At 72.8% G+C, this 20,772-nt stretch carries 17 protein-coding genes; 9 read left to right on the top strand and 8 right to left on the bottom strand.

Annotated features, from left to right (window positions below; all coding sequences use genetic code 11):
- Positions 1-57: 57 nt before the first annotated feature.
- From ABZU74_RS17575 to ABZU74_RS17555, 5 genes are all read left to right on the top strand, one after another.
- Entirely contained in the window at positions 58-3,693 is a 3,636-nt protein-coding gene (locus ABZU74_RS17575; protein WP_355424481.1) for an ATP-dependent DNA helicase, read from the top strand.
- Between the two features lie 34 nt (positions 3,694-3,727).
- The gene (locus tag ABZU74_RS17570; RefSeq protein WP_355424478.1) at positions 3,728-7,153 is read left to right on the top strand and encodes a UvrD-helicase domain-containing protein; all 3,426 of its coding nucleotides are present in this window, start codon (positions 3,728-3,730) and stop codon (positions 7,151-7,153) included.
- Between the two features lie 226 nt (positions 7,154-7,379).
- Positions 7,380-7,583: a cold-shock protein gene (locus tag ABZU74_RS17565; protein WP_007464836.1), complete on the top strand. Its 204-nt coding sequence runs from the start codon at positions 7,380-7,382 to the stop codon at positions 7,581-7,583.
- A gap of 223 nt (positions 7,584-7,806) precedes the next feature.
- Positions 7,807-9,120, top strand: a complete 1,314-nt coding sequence (locus ABZU74_RS17560) for a DEAD/DEAH box helicase (protein ID WP_355424475.1) — start codon at positions 7,807-7,809, stop codon at positions 9,118-9,120.
- A 242-nt stretch (positions 9,121-9,362) separates the two neighbouring features.
- Complete coding sequence (locus ABZU74_RS17555) at positions 9,363-9,563, top strand: hypothetical protein (protein WP_355424472.1); 201 nt, start codon at positions 9,363-9,365, stop codon at positions 9,561-9,563.
- A 214-nt stretch (positions 9,564-9,777) separates the two neighbouring features.
- Here ABZU74_RS17555 and ABZU74_RS17550 read toward each other — a convergent pair whose 3' ends face one another.
- The 4 genes from ABZU74_RS17550 to ABZU74_RS17535 are packed head-to-tail and all read right to left on the bottom strand — an operon-like array spanning position 9,778 to position 12,946.
- Entirely contained in the window at positions 9,778-10,230 is a 453-nt protein-coding gene (locus ABZU74_RS17550) for an Rrf2 family transcriptional regulator (RefSeq protein ID WP_355424470.1), read from the bottom strand.
- Position 10,231: 1 nt separating this feature from the next.
- A complete protein-coding gene (locus ABZU74_RS17545; protein ID WP_355424467.1) occupies positions 10,232-11,116 on the bottom strand; it encodes an ABC transporter permease in 885 nt (294 codons plus the stop codon).
- Entirely contained in the window at positions 11,106-11,885 is a 780-nt protein-coding gene (locus tag ABZU74_RS17540; RefSeq protein WP_355424465.1) for an ABC transporter ATP-binding protein, read from the bottom strand. Before ABZU74_RS17540 ends, ABZU74_RS17545 begins: the two co-directional genes overlap by 11 nt.
- On the bottom strand, positions 11,882-12,946 hold the full coding sequence (locus ABZU74_RS17535; protein ID WP_355424462.1) for an ABC transporter substrate-binding protein: 1,065 nt from the start codon (positions 12,944-12,946) through the stop codon (positions 11,882-11,884). The genes ABZU74_RS17540 and ABZU74_RS17535 overlap by 4 nt, the downstream gene beginning before the upstream one ends.
- Before the next feature lie 331 nt (positions 12,947-13,277).
- Here ABZU74_RS17535 and ABZU74_RS17530 point away from each other — a divergent pair, with 331 nt between their 5' ends.
- The 3 genes from ABZU74_RS17530 to nudC all read left to right on the top strand — a co-directional run bounded on the left by ABZU74_RS17530 (position 13,278) and on the right by nudC (position 16,967).
- Positions 13,278-14,588, top strand: coding sequence for a pitrilysin family protein (locus tag ABZU74_RS17530; RefSeq protein ID WP_355424459.1), 1,311 nt, complete (start codon positions 13,278-13,280; stop codon positions 14,586-14,588).
- A complete protein-coding gene (locus ABZU74_RS17525) occupies positions 14,585-15,931 on the top strand; it encodes a pitrilysin family protein (protein WP_355424456.1) in 1,347 nt (448 codons plus the stop codon). Before ABZU74_RS17530 ends, ABZU74_RS17525 begins: the two co-directional genes overlap by 4 nt.
- Positions 15,932-16,007: 76 nt before the next feature.
- Positions 16,008-16,967: an NAD(+) diphosphatase gene (nudC, locus tag ABZU74_RS17520; protein ID WP_355424453.1), complete on the top strand. Its 960-nt coding sequence runs from the start codon at positions 16,008-16,010 to the stop codon at positions 16,965-16,967.
- A gap of 127 nt (positions 16,968-17,094) precedes the next feature.
- Here nudC and ABZU74_RS17515 read toward each other — a convergent pair whose 3' ends face one another.
- The 3 genes from ABZU74_RS17515 to ABZU74_RS17505 form a co-directional block, all read right to left on the bottom strand.
- Entirely contained in the window at positions 17,095-17,370 is a 276-nt protein-coding gene (locus ABZU74_RS17515) for a hypothetical protein (protein WP_355424450.1), read from the bottom strand.
- 237 nt (positions 17,371-17,607) lie between these two features.
- Complete coding sequence (locus tag ABZU74_RS17510; protein WP_355424448.1) at positions 17,608-17,847, bottom strand: DUF397 domain-containing protein; 240 nt, start codon at positions 17,845-17,847, stop codon at positions 17,608-17,610.
- A 74-nt stretch (positions 17,848-17,921) separates the two neighbouring features.
- A complete protein-coding gene (locus ABZU74_RS17505; RefSeq protein ID WP_355424445.1) occupies positions 17,922-18,902 on the bottom strand; it encodes a helix-turn-helix transcriptional regulator in 981 nt (326 codons plus the stop codon).
- A 214-nt stretch (positions 18,903-19,116) separates the two neighbouring features.
- Between ABZU74_RS17505 and ABZU74_RS17500 the strand changes: the two genes are divergently transcribed.
- On the top strand, positions 19,117-20,472 hold the full coding sequence (locus ABZU74_RS17500; protein ID WP_355424442.1) for an MFS transporter: 1,356 nt from the start codon (positions 19,117-19,119) through the stop codon (positions 20,470-20,472).
- Here ABZU74_RS17500 and ABZU74_RS17495 read toward each other — a convergent pair.
- Positions 20,462-20,704 carry a mycoredoxin gene (locus ABZU74_RS17495; protein ID WP_030337579.1) on the bottom strand — a complete coding sequence of 81 codons (243 nt, stop codon included), beginning with the start codon at positions 20,702-20,704 and terminating at the stop codon, positions 20,462-20,464. The genes ABZU74_RS17500 and ABZU74_RS17495 overlap by 11 nt on opposite strands.
- Positions 20,705-20,772 lie beyond the last annotated feature (68 nt).

Genomic DNA, 20,772 nt, shown 5'->3' with positions numbered 1-20,772 from the left:
TGGGGGTATGGGGGAGGAGGACGGGTGGGTGTCGTATGGGTCTGATGGGATGAGCTGATGCAGGCGTACCGGTTGGTGCGGCGGCCCGGTGGGCCGGCGCGGGCGGACGGGACGACGCCTGACAGCGCTTCCGGGCCCGCCAGCGGCGGCGCTTCCGGGGGCGATGTCGGCGCGTCGGGTGGTCCCGACGGCGCGGCCGGGTCCGAGCTGGCGGTCGGTGCCGGCGGCTGGCGGGCCGATCCGGTGCAGGCCGAGGTCGTCGGGCACACCGACGGGCCGATGCTCGTGCTCGGCGGCCCAGGCACCGGCAAGACCAGCACGCTGGTCGAGGCGGTCGCCGCCCGGGTGGCCGAGGGGGTCGACCCCGAACGGGTCCTGGTGCTGACCTTCGGCCGGCGAGGCGCCACCGCGCTGCGGCAGCGCATCGAGGCCCGGATCGCGCAGGACGGTCACCGGGTGCTGCGCGAGCCGCTGGTGCGCACCTTCCCGGCGTACGCCTTCGGGTTGCTCCGCCGCGCCGCCGCCGAGCGGGGCGAACCGTCACCCCGGCTGCTCACCGGCCCCGAGCAGGATCTGATCATCCGTGAGCTGCTGGACGTGGTGGGCGAGGAGCCCGAGGACGACCCGGTCGGCTGGCCGACCGACCTGCGCCCCGCCCTGCGGACCCGGGCGTTCGCCGGGCAGCTGCGCGACCTGCTCATGCGCGCCGCCGAGCGCGGCGTCGGCCCGGTCGACCTGGCCCGGCTGGGTGAGAAGCTCGGCCGCGCCGACTGGCCAGCCGCCGCCCGCTTCCTCCGGGAGTACGTCGCCGTGCTCGCACTGCGCGACGTGAGCAACCGGGGCTCCATCGCGTACGACCCGGCGGAGCTGGTCCGGGCGGCCACCGGGCTGCTGCGCGACGACGAGGAGCTGCTGGCTGCCGAGCGTCGTCGGCTCACCCACGTCTACCTCGACGAACTGGCCGACACCGACCCCGCTCAGCTGGAGCTGCTCTCGGTCATCGCGGGCGGTGGCAAGTCGCTTGTCGCGTTCGCCGACCCCGATTCCTCCACGTACGCCTTCCGAGGTGCCGACCCGGCCGGGGTCGCGACGTTCCCGCACCGCTTCCGGACGGCTTCCGGCGCGCCGGCCGCACAGGTGCTGCTCACCACGTCGTATCGGGCCGGGCCGGGTCTGCTCGCGGCGATCGCCCGGCTGGGTCGCCGGCTGCGGGGTCCGGCCGCACACCGTCGGCTGCACCCCCTGCCGGACGCGCCGCCCGGCGTGGTCGAGGTGCACACGTTCCGCTCGGCGACCAGCGAGGCCGCCTGGCTGGCCCACGCGCTGCGCTCGGCCCACCTGCTCGACGGCGTGCCCTGGTCACGGATGGCGGTGCTGGTGCGGTCGACCGCGTTGCAGCTGCCCACCCTGCGACGGGCGCTGCACGCTGCCGGCGTACCGACGGTGGTGCACGGTGAGGACCTGCCCCTGCACCTGCAACCGGCGGTCGCTCCGCTGCTGCTCCTGCTGCGCTGCGCGCTGGAGCCGGAACGACTCGACGAGGAGGCGGCCGTCGCGCTGCTGCACTCCCCGCTGGGCGGGGCCGACCCGCTGGCCGAGCGGCGGCTGCGGCAGGGCCTGCGGGCGCTCGCGCTGGCCGGCGGCGACCGACGCCCCTCCGGGGAGCTGATCGTCGAGGCGCTACGTGATCCGGAGGAGCTGGCCGGCATCGAGCGGCACTGGGCGGAGCCGGCGCAGGCGGTGGCCGGGCTGCTGGCCATCGCACGCGATGCCGCCGCCCGGCCGGGTTCCACCGCCGAGGATGTGCTCTGGGCGGTCTGGCAGGCCAGTGGTCTCGCCGAGCGGTGGGCCGGCGCGATCAACCAGGGGCGTCCAGAGGCCGGCGAGGGCGACCTTGCCCGGCGGCGCCGGGCCGAGGCAGCCGACCGCGATCTGGACGCCGTGCTGGTCCTCTTCGACGCGGCGGCCCGGTTCACCGACCGGCTGCCCGGGGCGCGTACCGAGGTCTTCCTCGACCACGTGCTCGCCCAGGACCTGCCCGCCGACACCATCGCCCCGACCGCCGACCGGGGCGCGGCGGTACGCCTGCTCACCGCGCACGCCGCGAAGGGTCTGGAATGGGACCTTGTCGCGGTGGCCGGCGTGCAGGAGGGCATCTGGCCTGATCTGCGGCTGCGCGGCAGCCTGCTCGGCTCCGAGCGGCTGGTCGATGTGCTGGCCGGCCGCTCGGTCGACGGCGCGACAGCGGCGAACGTGGTGGGTCAGACCTCGGCGTTGCTGGATGAGGAGCGCCGGCTCTTCCACGTCGCCATCAGCCGGGCCCGGCACCGGCTGCTGGTCAGCGCCGTGGCGTCGGCCGCCGTCGGCGGTGACGATCACGAGGAGCAGCCCAGCCGGTTCCTGCACGAGCTGGGCCCGAGCACCCCGCCGAGTACGCCGCCCACCCCGCTGGGCCCGCCGCCGACCCCGCTGGGCCCGCCGCCGACCCCGCTGGGCATCCCGCCCACTCCGCTGGGCCCGCCGCCGACGCCACCGATGAAGCCGAATACGCCGACGCCGCCGACAACGCCGGGCCCGCCGCCCGGTCCCCGCACCGAGCCGTCCTCCGGCGGCACCGGTGGCGGTGCGGTGGGCGAGACCGGCGACGAGGAGCCGGACCGCCCCGGGGCGCTGCCGGTGACCCGTCCACCCCGGGCGCTCACCCTGCCGGCGTTGGTCGCGGAACTGCGTACCGCCATCACCGACCCGGCCGCCCCGGCGGCCCGGCGGCGCGCCGCGGCGGCCGAACTGGCCCGGCTCGCCGCCGCCGGGGTGCCCGGCGCGCACCCCGACGACTGGTGGGGGCTGCGGGTGCTCTCCGACGACCGGCCGCTGGTCGACGACGGTGACCCGGTGCGGGTCACCCCGTCGGCAATGGAGAGCGCGCTGCGGTGCAGCCTGCGCTGGCTGCTGGAACGGCACGGTGGTAGCGGCCCGACCAGCACCGCGCAGGGGGTGGGCAACCTGGTGCACGCCGCCGCGATGCTCGCCGAGGACGCCAGCGCCGACCGGGGCGCGCTGCTCGACTACGTGGCCGCCCGGTTCGACGCGATCGAGCTGGCGGCCCGGTGGATGGCCGGGCCGGAGCGGGAACGCGCCGAGGCGATGGTCGACAAGTTGCTGCGCTGGCTGGCCACCAACCCGCGTCGGTTGCTCGCCATCGAGCACGAGTTCGCCGTCCGCCTGGACGACCCGAATCGGCCCGTCGACCTGACCGGTCGGGTGGACAGGTTGGAGATCGACGAGGCCGGGCGGCTCGTGGTGATCGACCTGAAGACCGGCAAGTCCACAGCTGTCACCGGCACCGACCTGGCGGAGCACCCACAGCTCGGCGCGTACCAGGCGGCGGTGGAGGCGGGGGCGTTCGCCGAGTTCGGTGACGAGTCCGGGGGCGCCGCGCTGGTGCAGCTCGGGACCTCCGCCAAGGACGCCAGGGAGCAGAACCAACCGGCGGCCAGCGAGGGGCCGGCGGCCGGTTGGGCGACCGCGCTGGTCCGAAGGACCGCCGATACGATGGCAGCCGCCACGTTCGCCGCGGTGGCCAACTCGAAGTGCCGGGTCTGCCCGGTGCGCACCAGCTGCCCGGTCTCCGGGCAGGGGCGCCAGGTCGTCGAGCCGCCCACCGTCCGACGCACCCGTGAGGGCGAGGAGTGAGCTTGCGAGCCCAGTCGCGACCCGAGACGGCACCGTGAGTCAGCCCACCCTGTTCGGCGCGGGTCCCGCGCCGACGCCCCGACTCGCGGACTCCGGCCCCCGGTACACACCTGTGGAGCTGGCCAAGCTGCTGCGGTTGCCGGCGCCCACCCGGGAGCAGGCCGCGATCATCGCCGCCCCGGTGGAGCCGCTGCTGGTGGTCGCCGGCGCCGGGTCGGGCAAGACCGAGACGATGGCCGCGCGGGTGGTCTGGCTGGTGGCCAACTCGTACGTGCGGCCGGAGCAGATCCTCGGGCTGACGTTCACCCGCAAGGCGGCCGGCGAGCTGGCCCACCGGGTACGCACCCGGCTCGACCAGCTGATCCGCCGCCTCGGCCGGCAGGGACGCGACCCGCTGGACGATCCACTCGCGGGTGAGCCCACCGTCTCCACCTACCACTCGTACGCCGGCCGGATCGTCACCGAGCACGGGCTGCGGGCCGGCTACGAGCCGTCCACCCGGCTGCTCACCGAGGCGTCCCGCTGGCAGTTGGTCGACCTGCTGGTGCGCAACTACGACGGCGACATGTCCGAGGTGGACCGGATGCCGAGCACCATCACCGACGCGGTGCTGGCGCTCGCCGGGGAGCTGGACGAGCACCTGGTCGCGCCGGACGACCTGGCGGCGTGGACCGGTCGGTTCTTCGCCGAGGTGCAGTCGCGGCCGGGTCGGGTCTACGCCGACGTGCGCAAGGCGCTCACCCTCCAGCAGACCCGGTTGCGGCTGCTGCCGCTGGTGCGGGCGTACGCCCGGCGCAAGGAGGACTTCGAGGCGATGGACTTCGCCGACCAGCTCGCCCGGGCGGCCCGGGTGGCCCGGGACCACCCGGGGGTCGGCGTGATCGAGCGGGACCGCTTCCGGGTGGTGCTGCTCGACGAGTACCAGGACACCAGCCACGCCCAGGTGGTGTTGCTCAACGCGTTGTTCGGTGGCGGGCACCCGGTGACCGCTGTGGGCGATCCGTGCCAGTCGATCTATGGCTGGCGGGGGGCCAGCGCGGGCACCCTGGATCGGTTCCCCACCGAGTTCGCCCGTGCCAACGGTGAACCCGCCCCGGCGTTGGGGCTCACCACGAGTTGGCGCAACCGCCCGGAGATCCTCCGGGTGGCGAACGCGCTCTCCACCCCGTTGCGGGCGGCGGGCGCCCGGGTGCCGGAGCTGCGTTCCGCGCTGACCGTCCGGGACCCGATCCCGCACCGCAGCCCGGGCGGTGCTGCCGGCGGCACTGTGCACTGCGCGATGCTGCCCACGTACGCCGACGAGGCCGACTGGATCGCCGACAGCGTGCTCGCCGCCTGGCGCGGGGCGGCCGGGATGCCGGGCGCGGCCCCGGAGCACATCCCGGTGGCGCGGCGCCCGACGACCGCCGTGCTGGTCCGGGTCCGCAGCCAGATCCCGGCGATCGAGTCGGCGCTGCGCGAGCGTGGTCTGCCGGTCGAGGTGGTCGGGCTGGGTGGCCTGCTGGACACCCCCGAGGTACGCGACGTGGTCTGCACGCTGCGGGTGCTGGCCGACCCGACCGACGGCGCCGCGCTGCTGCGGTTGCTCACCGGCGCCCGTTGGCGGATCGGGCCGCGTGACCTGGTGGCGTTGCACCGGCGGGCTCGGGCCATCGCGAACGCCCGGCGGCAGGTGGCCGCCGACGAGGCGTCGGAGATCAGCCCCGACCTGTTGGACGAGGCGACCCTGGTGGAGGCGTTGGCCGACCTCGGGCCGGCGCAGGCGTACTCGGCGGAGGGGTTCGCGCGGCTGCGCGCGTACGGCCGGGAGTTGGCGCTGCTGCGCTACCGACTGGACCAGGCGCTGCCGGACCTGATCGCGGACATCGAACGGACCATCGGCCTGGACGTGGAGGTCGCGGTGCGGGCCGGCCGGGACGGCGCCGGCGACGCGGGCCTGGCCCGGGGGCACCTGGATGCGCTCGGCGACGTGGCGGCCCGGTTCAGCGGGGAGACGCCCGGCGCGACCCTGTCCGGCTTCCTGTCCTACCTGGCCGCCGCCGAGGACGAGGAGCGTGGCCTGGCGCCGGGCGAGGTCGAGGTGGTGGAGGGCGCGGTGCAGGTGGTCACCGCGCACGCCGCCAAGGGCCTGGAGTGGGACGTGGTGGCGGCGGCCGGGCTCAGTCGTGGGCTGTGGCCGGGGCCGGTTCGCAACTCCGACCACTGGCTGGGTGGGCTTGGCGTGCTGCCGTTCCCGCTGCGCGGCGACGCCGACGGGTTGCCCGAGTTGGCGCTCGACGAGGCGGGGGACCAGCGGGCCGTGGCGCGGGCGGTGACCGACTTCACCGACGCGTGGCGAGCCCACGACGAGCGGGAGGAACGCCGGCTGACGTACGTGGCGGTGACTCGGCCGCGCCGGCTGCTGCTCTGCTCCGGCTACTGGTGGGGGGAGGGCACGAAGCGGCCGCGAGGTCCGTCGGTCTTCCTGCGGGAGGTGTACGACGCCTGTCTCGACGGCGGGCCGGGGCACCTGATCGACGCGTGGGCGCCGGAGCCGACGCCCGACGCGACGAACCCAACGGCCGAGGTGGTGCTCCGTGCCGAGTGGCCGGCCGACCCGCTGGGCGGTCGCCGGCCGGCGTTGGCCGAGGCGGCCGGGTTGGTGCGTCGCCTGATGGCCGACGGTCCGGCGGCGACACTCCCCGGGCCGGTCGGGCCGGTGCTCGCCGGGCCGGTCGCACCGGACGGGTCGACGGTTGAGCCGGCCGAGCCGGAGGTGGACCCGGAGGTGGCGCGCTGGCAGCGCGAGGCGGACCTGCTGTTGGCGGAGCGTGCCGAGGTGACCCGGCTCTCCGGTGCGGTCGAGGTGGCGCTGCCCGGGGCGCTGAGCGTCACCCAGTTGGTGGCGCTGCGGCGCGATCCGGCGGCGCTGGCCCGTACGCTGCGTCGCCCGGTGCCGGCCGAACCCAACCCGTACGCCCGTCGAGGCACCGCCTTCCACGCCTGGTTGGAGCAGCGTTTCGGCGCCGATCGCCTGCTGGACCTGGACGAGCTGCCCGGCGCGGCCGACGCCGACGCGGCACCCGACGAGGCTCTGGTCGAGCTTCAGGAGCGGTTCCTGGCCAGCGAGTGGGCCGACAGGTCACCGGTGGAGGTGGAGGTGCCGTTCGCCACGGTGATCGCCGGGGTGGTGGTGCGGGGCCGGATGGACGCGGTCTTCGCCCGGCCGGGTGGGCGGTTCGACGTGGTCGACTGGAAGACCGGCGCGCAGCCCACCGGGCCGGCGGCCGACGTGGCCGCCGTGCAGCTGGCCGTGTACCGGCTGGCCTGGGCGGAGCTGGCCGGCGTGCCGGTTGACCGGGTGGGCGCGGCGTTCCACTACGTCCGGCACGGGGTGACCGTCCGCCCCGCGGACCTGCTGGATGTGGCGGGCCTCACGGCCTTGATCGCCCAGTTGCCCGAGGATTCTGCCCAACGTTGACCACTGCGGGGAAAACCGTGGTAGGTTGACCGGGTTGCAGTTTTGGTTACCAGAGACTCTGTGTGCGCCTGGCGGGATTGTGGCCCCAGGCGCTCTTTGTTGTGTCCGGAGTTCTCCGGGCGGGGCGACCAGAAGCGACAGGCGATTCGCGCATCCCCGCGCGGAGCGCTCCTCTTCGGGCACGCAACAAGTGCGTGTCCGACGTTCCGTCAAGGAGACGAAACACATGGCTATTGGCACCGTGAAGTGGTTCAACGCTGACAAGGGCTTCGGCTTCATCACCCCGGACGGCGGCGGCGCTGACGTCTTCGCCCACTTCTCGGCGATCCAGTCCTCCGGCTACCGGAGCCTGGACGAGAACCAGCGGGTCGAGTTCGAGGTGACCCAGGGCCAGAAGGGCCCGCAGGCGGAGAACATCCGCCCGCTCTGATCTTCGGATCGGTCAGCATTACCTGTCGCGCCCTCCGGGTGTGACGGTGACGGGACCGGCCCGCCTCGCCGCCGCCTGCTTACGCAGGCGGCGGCCCGGCGGCGGGCCGGCCCGTACTCCAATCGGTTCGTGCTTGTGAGTCCTGGCTGCCCTGTGCCGCCGGTTGACAGCGCCGACTTCGGCGCCCTCCCTCGACACGTGCCGCGTCGAGGAAGGCTTCCGCATGACCACAGTTATTCCCTCTTTCGCTCATACCGGTCTGGCGCCGGCGCTGCTCACCGCGCTTACCGCGCAGGGCATCACCGAGCCGTTCCCGATCCAGTCGGCGACGCTGCCCGACTCGCTCGCCGGCCGGGACGTGCTCGGCCGCGGTCGTACCGGCTCCGGCAAGACCCTCGCCTTCGGGCTTCCGCTGCTGTCCCGCACCGCCGGTCGTAAGGCCCGGCCGGGTCGCCCGCTGGCCCTGGTGCTGGTGCCGACCCGCGAGCTGGCTCAGCAGGTCACCACCGCCCTGGCCCCGTACGCCCGCGCCGTCGGGTTGCGCTGCGCCACAGTCGTCGGCGGCCTGTCGTTGCAGCGGCAGGCGGACGCCCTGCGCGCCGGCACCGAGGTGGTCGTCGCCACCCCCGGCCGGCTGCACGACCTGATCAACCGTGGCGACGCCCGGCTCGACCAGGTCGAGATCACCGTGCTCGACGAGGCCGACCAGATGGCCGACATGGGTTTCCTGCCGCAGGTCACCAAGCTGCTGGAGCAGGTCGCGCCGCAGGGGCAGCGGATGCTCTTCTCCGCGACCCTGGACGGCGGTGTGGACCGGCTGGTCCGCCGCTTCCTGAGCAACCCGGTCACCCACTCGGTGGACCCGGGCACCGCGACGGTGACCGCGATGACCCACCACGTGCTGCACGTCGACGCGCTGGACAAGCCCGACGCGCTGACCCGGATCGCCGCCCGTGAGGGCCGCACCATCCTGTTCATGGGCACCAAGCACCGCGCCGACCGGCTGGCCCGCCAGCTGCTCTCCAAGGGCGTACGCGCGGCCGCGCTGCACGGCGGCAAGTCCCAGCCGCAGCGCACCCGGATCCTGGAGCAGTTCCGCAACGGTCAGGTGACCGCCCTGGTCGCCACCGACGTGGCGGCCCGTGGCATCCACGTTGATGGCCTGGACATGGTGGTCAACGTGGACCCGCCGACCGAGGCGAAGGACTACCTGCACCGGGGCGGTCGTACCGCCCGAGCCGGCGAGTCTGGTTCCGTGGTCACCCTGGTTCTGCCGGAGCAGCGCCGGGACGTGTCCCGGCTGATGGCCACCGCCGGCATCCGGCCCGAGTCGGTCCAGGTTCGCGCGGGTGACGGAGCGCTGGCCCGGGTGACCGGTGCCCGCGAGCCGTCCGGCGTGCCGGTGACCATCGTCGCTCCGCCGGCGCCCGCCTCTCGGGCTCGCACGTCCGGCGGCGCGTCCACCGATGGTGGCGCCCGGCCGGCGCACCGCGCGTCGGGCCGGTCCCGTCGGCCGCGTCGCCCGCGTACCGTCTGATCTTCTGCGCGTCGACCGACCCGTCCCGCTTCGGCGGGGCGGGTCGGTTTTGTCTAGGTGTTCCGGGCCGGTCGGCTCGTCGTGCCGTCCGATCGATCAGCCGGTCGCGCCGGGTGGCCCACTCCGCTGAGTCGGTAATCAGCGTGCGCTGGGTCGGCTGGCCGACTGCGCCCCGGCCGGTCGTGGTCGAGGCTGACCGACGGGGGATGTCGGGCGGGGGGCCCGGCACGGGAGGGGTGACCATGGCGGGCGAAGCCGGCTCGGGCGCACTGCGTGAACTGATTCTGGTGGTCGCGGTCGCGTTCGCCGGGTTGTTGCTCGCCATGGTTGCGGCCTTCGCACCCTGGCATGCCACCCCGGCGGGTAACGCTCCCGCCGGTCTGGTGGAGCTGCACAGTCCTGGCGACCCGCGCCTCGGTCCGGCGACCGCACACGTGGGCTGAGCAGCGACCGGCCTACCGGTGCCGGCGGAGGGGCAGGCCCGGTCAGGATCGGTACGAGGTGTGGTCGGGTCGGCGGGGCACCGACCCGACCACATCGCCTTCGCGCCCTCCTCGGCGTGCCCGAGCACGACGGACCAGCCCAAGATCGTGCTCGATCCAGGAAGTAGGCCCCTCGGCACGCGGGTGAGGCCACTACCTCAATGGTCGAGCGCGATCAGGAGAGCGGTGCGTCGGTGCCGACCGGACTCGGGGCGTGGGTGAGCAGGTTGGCCAGGGTGGTGCTGTCGACCACGGTGGCGATCGCCCCGTGCACCGCGAGCCAGACGTCGGTGAGCCCGGCGGCCACTCCGTGATAGCTCACCCGCTCGGCCGGCAGACCGCGCACGGTGGTGAGCGAGCCGCCGACCGCGCGCAGCACGTCTCCGACGGTGATCTCGTCGGGTGGGCGGGTCAGCACGTACCCGCCGTCGGCGCCGCGATGGCTGTGCAGCAGACCGGCCCGACGCAGGTCGAGCAGGATGCCCTGCAGGAAGCTGAGCGGGATGTCCTGCACCTCGGCCAGGGTGGACGCCTTCACCAACTCGCCGACCCTGTCGCCGCCGCCACCGGCGGCGGCGACGGCGAGCATCGCCCTGAGCGCGTAGTCGCTGCGCGCGGAGACGAACACGTCACTGACCAGCCTGGTCCAGGACGCCCCAGCGGCGCCGGATCGCCTTGTCGGCCGCCCCGAACGCGGCGTCCACGACCAGGCCGACGACCAGGATGACGATCATCGTGGAGAGCAGCCAGGGCGCGTCGGACAGCTCGCGGGAGTAGGTGAGCTGGGCACCGAGCGAGGTCTGCGAGATGCCGACCACGAGCAGCTCACCGGCCATCAGGCTGCGCCAGGAGAAGGCCCAGCCCTGCTTGAGGCCGGCGACGATCGCCGGCAGGGCGGCCGGTGCGATGACGTACCGGTAGAGGTTGAGCCCGCGGGCGCCCAGGTTGCGGCCGGCGCGCAGCAGCAGCGGGGGCACATAGTCCACCCCGGAGATCACCCCGTTGGCGATGGACGGTGCCGCACCGAGCACCACCACGAAGAAGATCGCCTTCTCGCTCAGCTCGAAGAGCAGGATGGCCAGCGGGAACCAGGCGATCGACGGCATGGTCTGCAACGCGGTGATCATCGAACCGATGGCGGCGCGCAGCACGGTGGACCGGGCCACCGCGAGGCCGAGCAGCAGGCCGACGGCGACGGAGAAGACGTACCCGAGGGCGGCCCGGCGCAGCGTGGTGAGCAGGCCGTCCCAGAGCTGCGGGCCCTGGGCCTGGGCCATCAGCTCGCGGCCGACCTCCAGCGGCCCGGGCAGCGAGTACGGCGGCTTCCAACCCGTCCAGACCACGAACTGCCAGGCGGCGACGGCGATGGCCAGCGCGGCGAGCTTGGGCCAGGTGGCCGCCCAGATCCGGGCGCCCCGGGTGACCTCCTTGTCCCGGCCGGCGATCTCCAGCGCGTCGAGGCCGGTGATCTCCGCGTCGGTACGCGCCGAGCTGGTGAGGGTGTCACTGGCCATGGCGGCCCACCTCCGTGCGGAGCCGCTCGGTGACCTCGGCGGCGATGGCGGCGACCTCGGGGGAGTCGATTCGACGAGGGCGCGGGATGTGCACCTCGGTGGAGTAGATGATCCGGCCGGGTCGGCTGGAGAGCAGGATGATCCGGTCGGCCAGTCGGGCCGCCTCGCGGACGTTGTGCGTCACGAAGAGCACCGAGAGTTGGCGCTCGGACCAGATCCGTTCCAGCTCGTCGTGCAGGATGTCCCGGGTCATCGCGTCCAGCGCGCCGAACGGCTCGTCCATGAGCAGCACCGGAGTGTCCAGGGCCAGCGTGCGGGCCAGCGCGACGCGCTGCCGCATTCCGCCGGAGAGTTCGTGCGGGCGTTTGCGGCCGAAGTCGGCCAGGTGCACCGTGCGCAGCAGCTCGGCCACCCGCTCGCGGCGTTGGGCCCTGGGCAGCCGGCGCAGCTTGAGAGGCACCTCCACGTTGGCGTCGACGGTCAGCCACGGGAAGAGCGCCGGCTCCTGGAACATCAGGCCCGGGTTCGCGTCGCCGGCCAGGGTGATCTGCCCACCGCTGACCCGGTCCAGCCCGGCCACCAGGTTGAGCAGGGTGCTCTTGCCGCAGCCGGACGCGCCGACCAGACAGACGAACTCGCCGGGCGCGACGTCAAGCGTCACACCGTCCAGAGCCAGGACGGCGTTCGCCCCGCGTCCGTACACCTTGGTCACGCCGGAGAGCGCGACCGCGGTGGTCGCGCTCCGCGGCGTCGTCGTGGTCGACGTCATGGCTGGACGACCTCGGGCTTGCCCTGTGCCTTCAGCGCGTTGTTGAGGTACGTCAGGTCGTAGAGGCCCTTGAGGTCGACCGGCTCGGTCAGGTCGACGTCGACGGCGTGGTCGAGCCCGGCCTTGAGCGAGGACGGGATCGGGTCGTTCGTGAACTCCAACGTCGGCCACGCCTGCTTGATCAGCTTCAGGTCCAGCGGCTTGCCGGTGATCTTGCCGATCGCGTCGGAGATGGCCTGCTGCGCCTCGTCCGGCCTGGTGTTGACGAACTCGTTCGCGGCCACCTGCCCGTCGACAAGTTTCTGCACCACGTCCGGGTGTGCCTTGAGGAACTTGGTGCTCACCAGCAGGTTGGTGATGACGAACTTCTTGTCCGGCCACAGGTCGCGCTCGTCGACAAGCACCTTGCCGCCAGCGTTGACCAGGCGGGAGACGAACGGCTCGGGCACCCAGGCGCCGTCGATCGCGCCGCTGTTGAACGTCTCGATGGTCTGGGCGTTCTCCTGCGGCACGATCTTGACGTCGCCGCCGCCCTCCTTGGTGGTGGTGAGGCCCTGCTGCTTGAGCCAGTACCGGATCGCCACGTCCTGGGTGTTGCCCAGCTGTGGGGTGGCGATCTTCTTGCCCTTCAGGTCCTGCGCCCCGGTGATGCCGGGCTTGACCACCAGCGCCACGCCCCCGGAGGCCGCACCGGAGATGACCCGGACGGCCTCACCCTTGGACTTGGAGAAGGCGTTCACTGTCGGGTTCGGACCGATGTAGGTGGCGTCCAGAGCGCCGGAGAAGACCGCCTCGATGGCGGCCGGGCCTGCGTTGAATGTCTTCGGGTCCAGCTTGACGTTGGTGCCGAGCTTCTCCGCGAAGATGCCCTTCTGCACGCCGACGACCGCCGGCGCGTGGGTGATGTTGGGGAAGTAGCCGAGGCGCAGCGTCACCGGGCCGGAGCCGCCGCCCGCGCCCTCGCTGTCGTCGCCGCACGCCGCGGTGCTGCCCAGGGTCGCCGCGCCGAGGGCGGCGAGGGTGGCCAGGGTGACCAACCGGCGCAGGGGGAGCCGTCTCATCGTCCATCCAATCCGCAGTATTCCTACTTAGTTGGTAGGAAGAGTGGGCCAGGCTTCGGCCAGCGTCAAGACCCATCCACATGGCGGGATGGCGCGTCTCGGTTATGTCGGCATTTCCTACCAGCTAGCTAGGACAATCGACCAGCGCCGACGGCCCGTATCGACGAGTACGCCGCGCTCGGCGTCGACGAGTTCGTCAGCTCCGGCTGGCCACACCACGAGGACGCCGAGCGGGTCGGCGCCGAGGTGCTGCCCCTGGTGACGGCCCCGGTCGCGGCGGCTCCGGGAAGGTCGCGGGTGGCGGAGGTGCCGACGCGCTAGGGTCGACTCCGTGGCGGCGCGGAGATCCAGAATTCCAGCGACGAAGTATCCGGTCGAGCGGTTCACCCTCGACAACGGCCTGCGGGTGGTGCTCACCCCCGATCGCAGTGCCCCGGTGATCGGGGTGGCGGTGGTCTACGACGTCGGCATCCGCTCGGAGCCGGAGGGGCGTACCGGCTTCGCCCACCTCTTCGAGCACCTGATGTTCCAGGGTTCGGAAAACCTGGAGAAGCTGGCCCACTTCCGGCACGTGCAGGGCGCTGGTGGCACCTTCAACGGCTCCACCCACCTGGACTACACCGACTACTTCGAGACGCTGCCGAGCAACGCGCTGGAACGCGCGCTGTTCCTGGAGGCGGACCGGATGCGTGGCCCCCGGCTGACCGAGGAGAACCTGCGCAACCAGGTCGACGTGGTCAAGGAGGAGATCCGGGTCAACGTCCTCAACCGGCCGTACGGCGGCTTCCCCTGGCTGACCCTGCCGCCGGTCATGTTCGACACCTTCCCGAACGCCCACGACGGCTACGGCTCCTTCGACGACCTGGAGTCGGCCACCGTCGCCGACGCCGCGGACTTCTTCCGCCGCTACTACGCCAGCGGCAACGCCGTCCTCGCCGTCAGCGGCGACATCGACGTGGCCGAGGCGACCGAGCTGGTCACCCGGCACTTCGGCGACGTGCCGGCCCGCCCGGCACCGGTTAGGCCCGACTTCACCGAGCCCAACCTGAGCGCCGAGCGGCGCACCTCGTACACCGATTCCCTGGCGCCGCTGCCGGCGGTGGCCGGCGCCTGGCGCGTGCCCGACCCGGTCACCGACTTCGCCGGCTACCTGCCGTACGTGGTGCTGGCCGAGGTGCTCACCGACGGCGACGCGTCGCGGCTGGTCGAGCGGCTGGTTCAGCGGGACCGCACGGTGACCAGCCTCGGCGGATACCTCGGTTTCATGGGCGACCCGTTCGACGTCCGCGATCCCACAGCGCTGCTGTTGCAGGCGCACCTGCCCCCCGGGGGCGACGTGGACAAGGTGCTGCGCACCATCGACGAGGAGTTGGACCGGCTGGCCACCGACGGGCTGACCGACGGTGAGCTGGCCCGCACCCAGGCCCGGATGGCGACCCACCTGCTGCGGGACACCGACGCGGTGCTCGGCCGGGCGCTGCGGATGGCGGTGCTGGAGCAGCAACGCGGCGAACCGGGCCTGCTCAACGAACTGCCCCGGCTGGTTGGCGAGGTCACCGAGGAGCAGGTCAGGGCCGCGGCGGCCACCCTGCGCCCGGAGCGCCGGGCCGCCATCGAGGTCATCCCCGGAGGCGTCAGATGACTACGACCACCACTGCTCCGGTCGGGCCGCGCACGCTGCCGCCGCTCGGCCCGACGCGCAAGCTCAAGGTGCCCAAGCAGGCCGAGCGCACGCTGCGCAACGGGCTCACCGTGATCGCCGTACGCCGGCCCGCCGTACCCCTTGTCGAACTGCGTCTGTGGGTGCCGTTCGGCAGGGTCCACCTGGCCCGCGGCGCGATGCTCTCGCAGACCATGCTCTCCGGCACCGAGTCGATGACCAGTGTGCAGATCGCCGCCGAGTTGCAGAAGGTGGGCGGCGGGCTCTCGGCGGGCGTCGACCCGGACCGGCTGATGCTCTCCGGCGCCGGTCTGGTCACCGGCCTGGACCGGATGCTGGAGTTGCTGGCCGAGGTGCTGACCGGCGCCAGCTACCCCAGCGACGAGGTGGCCACCGAACGGGACCGGCTGGTCGACCGGATCCAGGTGGCGCAGAGCCAACCCGCGCACCTGGCCCGGGAGGCGCTGCTCAAGCGGATCTACGGCCGGCACCCGTACGCGACGCAGACGCCGGAGCCCGGTCAGATCCGTGCGGTCCGACCGGCGGCGCTGCGCACCCTGCACTCGGAGCGGGTCCATCCGACCGGCGCGCAGTTGGTGCTTGTCGGTGACGTGCAGCCGGAGAAGGCACTGGACGCGGCCGAGCGGGCGCTCGGCGGCTGGTCGGGTGCCGGGCGTACGGCCGAACTGCCGGCGACTCCGCCGCTGGAGCCGGGGCCGCTGCTGCTGGTCGACCGGCCCGGCTCGGTGCAGTCCTCGCTGCGGATCGCGCTGCCGGCGGTGTCGCGCACCGACCCGGACCACGCCCCGCTGCAACTGGCCAACCTGATCTTCGGCGGCTACTTCTCCTCCCGGTGGGTGGAGAACATCCGCGAGGACAAGGGCTACACGTACGGCCCGCACTCGGTGATCGAGCATTCCGTCGCCGGGTCGGTGCTGGTCGCCGCCGCCGAGGTGGCCACCGAGGTCACCGGTCCGGCGCTGCTGGAAACGACGTACGAGCTGGGTCGGTTGGCGTCACTGCCGCCGAAGCCCGAGGAGTTGGAGCAGGCCCGGCAGTACGCCCTGGGCACTCTCCAGCTCGGCATGTCCACCCAGGCCGGGTTGGCGGCGTTGACAAGCGCATACGCGGGCAACGGTCTGCGCCTGGACTTCCTCGCCGAGTACGCGGCGAGGTTGGCGAAGGCGAGCATCGACGACGTCGCGCAGGTGGCGGCCCGCTATCTCGCACCGGCACGGGCGGCGATCGTGGTGCTCGGCGACGCGGAGCGGGTCACCCCGGGGCTGGCCGCGCTGACCACGGTGCAGACCGAGCAGTTGGCGTGAGCGGGCGGAGTGAGCGAGCCATGGGGTTCAGCAGCGGGTCGTCCCAGGCCGGCGCGGAGCGTTGCGGAGCGCTGGCGTGAGTGGGGAGGCGGCACCGCCGTTGGCGCGGTCCACGCTGGATCGGGCGGCGCACCGGCGGGGTGACTCGCAGTGGTTGACCGAGGCGTGGTTGCGGGCCCGGGTGCTGCTGCTCGATTCGACCGACGAGGGGCGGACGTTGGCCCGCACCGAGACGTCGCCGCCGACGTTGGTGCTGTTCGGGGCGGGTGACGTGCCTGCCGGCTCCGAGTCGAGCGCGATGTTCCTGGGTGTCGAGCCGGACGGGGTGCCGGTCTTCGCTGTCGACGCGCCGCTGCCGACGATCCCGGGGACCCGGGCGGTCCACCTCCGGGAGGTGGGCCACCTGCTCGCCGACCGGGAGGCCGGCATCTTCACCACCGCTCTGGCGCTGGTCAACTGGCACACCCGACACGCCTACTCGGCGAGCACCGGCGCGCCGACCGCGATGGACGAGGCCGGTTGGTCCCGGGTGGACCGCAACGGCGGGCGGATCTGGCCGCGTACCGACCCGGCGATGATCGTGCTCGTCCACGACGGCGTGGACGGCCCGGACGGCCGCTGCCTGCTCGGCAACAACGCCGGCTGGCAGGGCACCCCGGGTGGTCGCCGCTACTCCTGCCTGGCCGGCTACGTGGAGCCGGGCGAGTCGGCGGAGGCGGCCGTGCTGCGCGAGGTCCGCGAGGAGGTGGGAATCGGGGTCGAGCGCATCGGGTACGTGGGCAGCCAGGCCTGGCCGTTCCCCGGCTCGCTGATGCTGGGTTTCCTGGCCACCGCGAACCCGGCCGAGCCGGTGCGGGTCGATCCGTCCGAGATCGCGTACGCCCGGTGGTTCTCCCGCCGGGAGATCGGTGCGGCGTTGGCCGGGCAGACGGTGGACGTGGGTGATGGAGCCCGGTTGATCCTGCCGCCGCCGTCGTCGATCGCGCTGTTCCTCATTCACCGCTGGCTGGACGGCTGGGTGGACGCCGAACGCTGAGCACGGTCCCGGCCCGTGGCCGCCGTTGCCGCGGCGGTCACGGGCCGGGAACACGGGCCGTCGTGGTCGGTGGGTGCGATAAACGCGGCGGGGGAGCCGGTCCGACCACGACGGACGACCTGTGGATTCAGGTGCCGGTGCGGCCCGGTCTGTGTCGGAAGGCGGGCCGTGGCTCGACCAGCGGCAGGACCTTGACCCGTTGCTTGCCGGCGCGGACCGCGCCGACCGTGGCCAGGGCGCGGGCCAACAGCAGTGCGGCGTCCCGGTCCTCGGCGTGCACGATCTGCCGTCGCGGCTCGGGCGCTGTCGTTTCGTCGCGAAGTCGGTGGCCGTCCGCCCAGGCAGCGGCGATGTCCCCGTCAGCGACGGCGCGGATGTCGGTGCGAACGATCAGGAACCGCATGAGGGTCTCCGGATGAACCGCTACGGAAGAGCCAGTGTGGAAGTTCCATGTACTCGAGGGTCATGTTACGCCGCGTGTTCGTCCCAGCAACTGAAACGCGCCTATCGGTTTCGAGCCTCGTCCGATTGGCGGATGGCTGCTCAGCGGGGTCGGCGGGTCGTACCGCGACGGGGCCGGCGGGTGTGACGCGACGGGGCCGCCGGCAGTGCGCCGACGGCCCCGTACCCGGTCACCGGATCAGTTCAGATCGAACTGGCCCTTCTTCGCTCCGGTGATGAAGCCGAGCCACCCCGCGCGGTTGAACAGCAGCACAGGGCCGCCTCGGTCCTTGCTGTCGCGCAGGGCGACCGCCGACGGGCCGGTGGCGAGCGGGGCGACCTCCACGCAGTTGGAGGTCTGGCTGCGGGTGCTGGTACGCCACGGGGCGTCCGCCAACGAGTGGGCGGAGGCGGACGGCGTGTTGCGAATGTCGTTCATGGTTCTGCTCCTGATGTGCAGTGATCCGATGGGACGAGTGGTGCCGCACGCCCCGACGGAGGGTCCCCCGTGGATCACCGGTCCGTCAGTCGCCCTGATTCCCTGCGGCGTTGGGTCGGCGCCGTTGCCGGCCCGAACGCCACTGTGGATGGGGGCGTCGCCTCGGTCAGCCGTCCCGTCGCCTCGATCAGCCAGGAGAGGGTGTCCGAGGTGTCAAGTGCCGCCGTGCATAGCCACTCGAACACCACTTTATAGCGATTTAGCGTGATTGACTCGGTCGACATGACGTCGGTGAAGCCACCTTCGATGGCCAATGTCTCCGGATCGAGGGGATCGGCGAACCGATAGACCGAGAAGGCGGTCGGCGGAAGGAACCAGTTGCCGATCTGGGTGTCCCGGGGCAGCACGTGCAGGGCCACGTTCGGCAGCAGCGCCAGCTCGCAGAGTTGGAGCAGCTGCTCGTGCAGCACCTCCGGCGGCCCGGCCCGGCGGCCGAGAGCCGCCTCCTCCAACACGGCGGTGTAGCGGGGAGCGTGCGGTTCCCGGGTCAGCAGCGACTGGCGGGCCAGCCGCGCCTGCACCTCGGTGTCCGGCTCGTCGCCGGGTTCCGGCTCGCCCGCCCCCGCGGCGACCTGCCGGGCCGACACGATCCTGAGCTGGGCGTACCCGGGGGTCTGCAACAGGCCCGGCACCAGCACCGGGTTGTACTCGGAGATCTCCGCGCAGCCCGCCTCCAACTCGGCCCAGCCGCGCTGTTGCTGCGTCATCACCGGGAAGTTCTTCAACCAGCCGCGCATGTCGCCGGCCTCGTTGGTGATGCCCAGCAGCTCGTCGTGCAGCGCCTGGTCGGCGCCATAGAGGTCGAGCAGGTCGCCGACGTCCTGCGGGTCCGGTCGGCTGCGGCCGTTCTCCAAGCGGGACAGTTTGGACGCGGAGGCCCAACCGATACGCTCGATGACCTGATCGCCGGTGAGGCCCGCGGCCTCACGTAGGCGGCGCAGCTCGATGCCCAACCGGCGACGACGCAGAATTGGGCTGGGTGCGGCAGGAGGCACAGTGTCCTCTTTCCCGTCGACCGCCGCAGACGCGACGGTAACTGTATGAAATTCGGCCCCCACGGTCAGTATGGACGGCGCGGCCAGTGTCGGAGGTTCCGGCGAGGGCGTGTCTTGCGAAAATCGGACCACGGGAATGCCGGCTGACGACGGACCCGCGGTCGCGGCCCGTCGACGTCGCCCATCTGGGCACGCCATCCCGCCGGAGGGACCCATGCGCACGATCCTGCGCCGACCCGACTTCCGCCTGCTCTTCGGCGGCCTGCTGGCCAGCATGACCGCCGAGTCGATCCTGCTGCTCGCACTCGCCATCTGGGTCAAGGATCTGACTGGCTCGAACGGGTTGGCCGGTGCCACGATCTTCGCCGTCATCGCGCCGATGACGCTGGCACCGCTTGTCGGCTGGGTCGTCGACCGCTACCCGCGCCGGCCGTTCTTCGTGGCCGCGAACGTGGTGACCGCGGCCCTGCTCGCCCCGCTGTTCACCGTCCGCGACGCGGGCGACGTCTGGATCGTCTACCTGGTGGCCGCCCTGTACGGACTCTCGTCCATCACGCTCGGCGCGGCGCTCAGTGGGCTCATCCGCGAGATGGTGCCGGTCGAGCTGCTGGCCGAGGCGAACGGCGTGCTCCAGACCGTACGTCAGGGGATACGACTTGTCGGCCCGCTGGTGGGCGCGGCGCTCTACGCGGCGCTCGGCGGATGGGCGCTGGCCGGAATCGGCATGATCGGATTTCTGACCGCGGCGGCGGTGGTGACCGCCCTGCCCACCCCGCAGCAGCTGCCGCCGGCCGTACGGCTGCGGTGGCCGGCCGAACTGGGCGCCGGCCTGCGGCACCTGGCCGGCGAGCCGGCCCTGCGGCGGGCCCTGCTCGGCTACGGGCTCGGATCACTGGTGATGGGCTTCAGCGAGTCGCTCATCTTCGCCTACGTCGACCAGGGGCTGAACCGGGATGCCGCGTTCGTGGGCGTCCTGGTCACCGTGCAGGGTGTGGGCGGGTTGCTCGGTGGGCTCTGCTCACCGACGCTGGTCCGCCGGCTCGGAGAGGTCGGCACGCTGGCCGCCGGGGTCGCCTTCTTCGCGCCGGCCGCGCTCGCGCTCTCGTACCCCGATCTGCGGCTCGGGTTCGCGGCGGTGCTGCTGGCCGGGGTCTCGCTCCCGCTGACGATGGTCGGGTTGCACACGCTGATTCAGCGGCGTACCCCGCCCTCGCTGGTCGGTCGGGTCGCCGCCGCAACCCAGGCGGTGGTCAGCGGGCCGCAGGCGTTCTCCATCGGGGCGGGTGCCCTGCTGGTCGGGTTCCTGGACTACCGGCTGCTGTTCGCGCTGGTCGGGGTGGCCACCCTGGCCGCCGGCAGCTACCTGTGGCGGGGCCGGCACCTGAGCGCGCCGACCGGGGCCCGTCCGCCGACGCCGCCCACCCGCCCGAGGATCCCGGCACCCCGTCGACCAGTCGAGGACACCGACCGATCCGAGCTTCCGGTACCCACCGACCGTCGCCGCCGTGACCCGCTCCGGACACGACGGGGCGGCCGCGCACCGAGAATGAACCGGCAGATCAGGCGTTGAGCGTCTCTAGGTGCTGCTTGACCTGAGTGATCGAGGGATTCGTCAGGGCACTGCCGTCGGCGAAGCGCAGCGTCGGCACCGTCTGGTTGCCGCCGTTGACGCTCATCACGAACTCCGCGGCCTTCGGGTCCTGCTCGATGTCGACCACCTCGTAGCCGATGCCTTCCCGGTCGAGCTGCGACTTCAGCCGGTGGCAGTAGCCGCACCAGGGGGTGGAATACATCGTCAACATGGTCGGACCCTCCAACTCCTCCGGCCACCGGCTTGCGGATCAAGCCGAGGCTGTTCGCTGCAACGCTC

It is taken from the genome of Micromonospora sp. NPDC005171 (assembly GCF_040608575.1).
Lineage (GTDB): Bacteria > Actinomycetota > Actinomycetes > Mycobacteriales > Micromonosporaceae > Micromonospora.
Note: the sequence above shows the minus strand (reverse complement) of the source record. Positions and strands in the feature narration are given on the sequence as shown.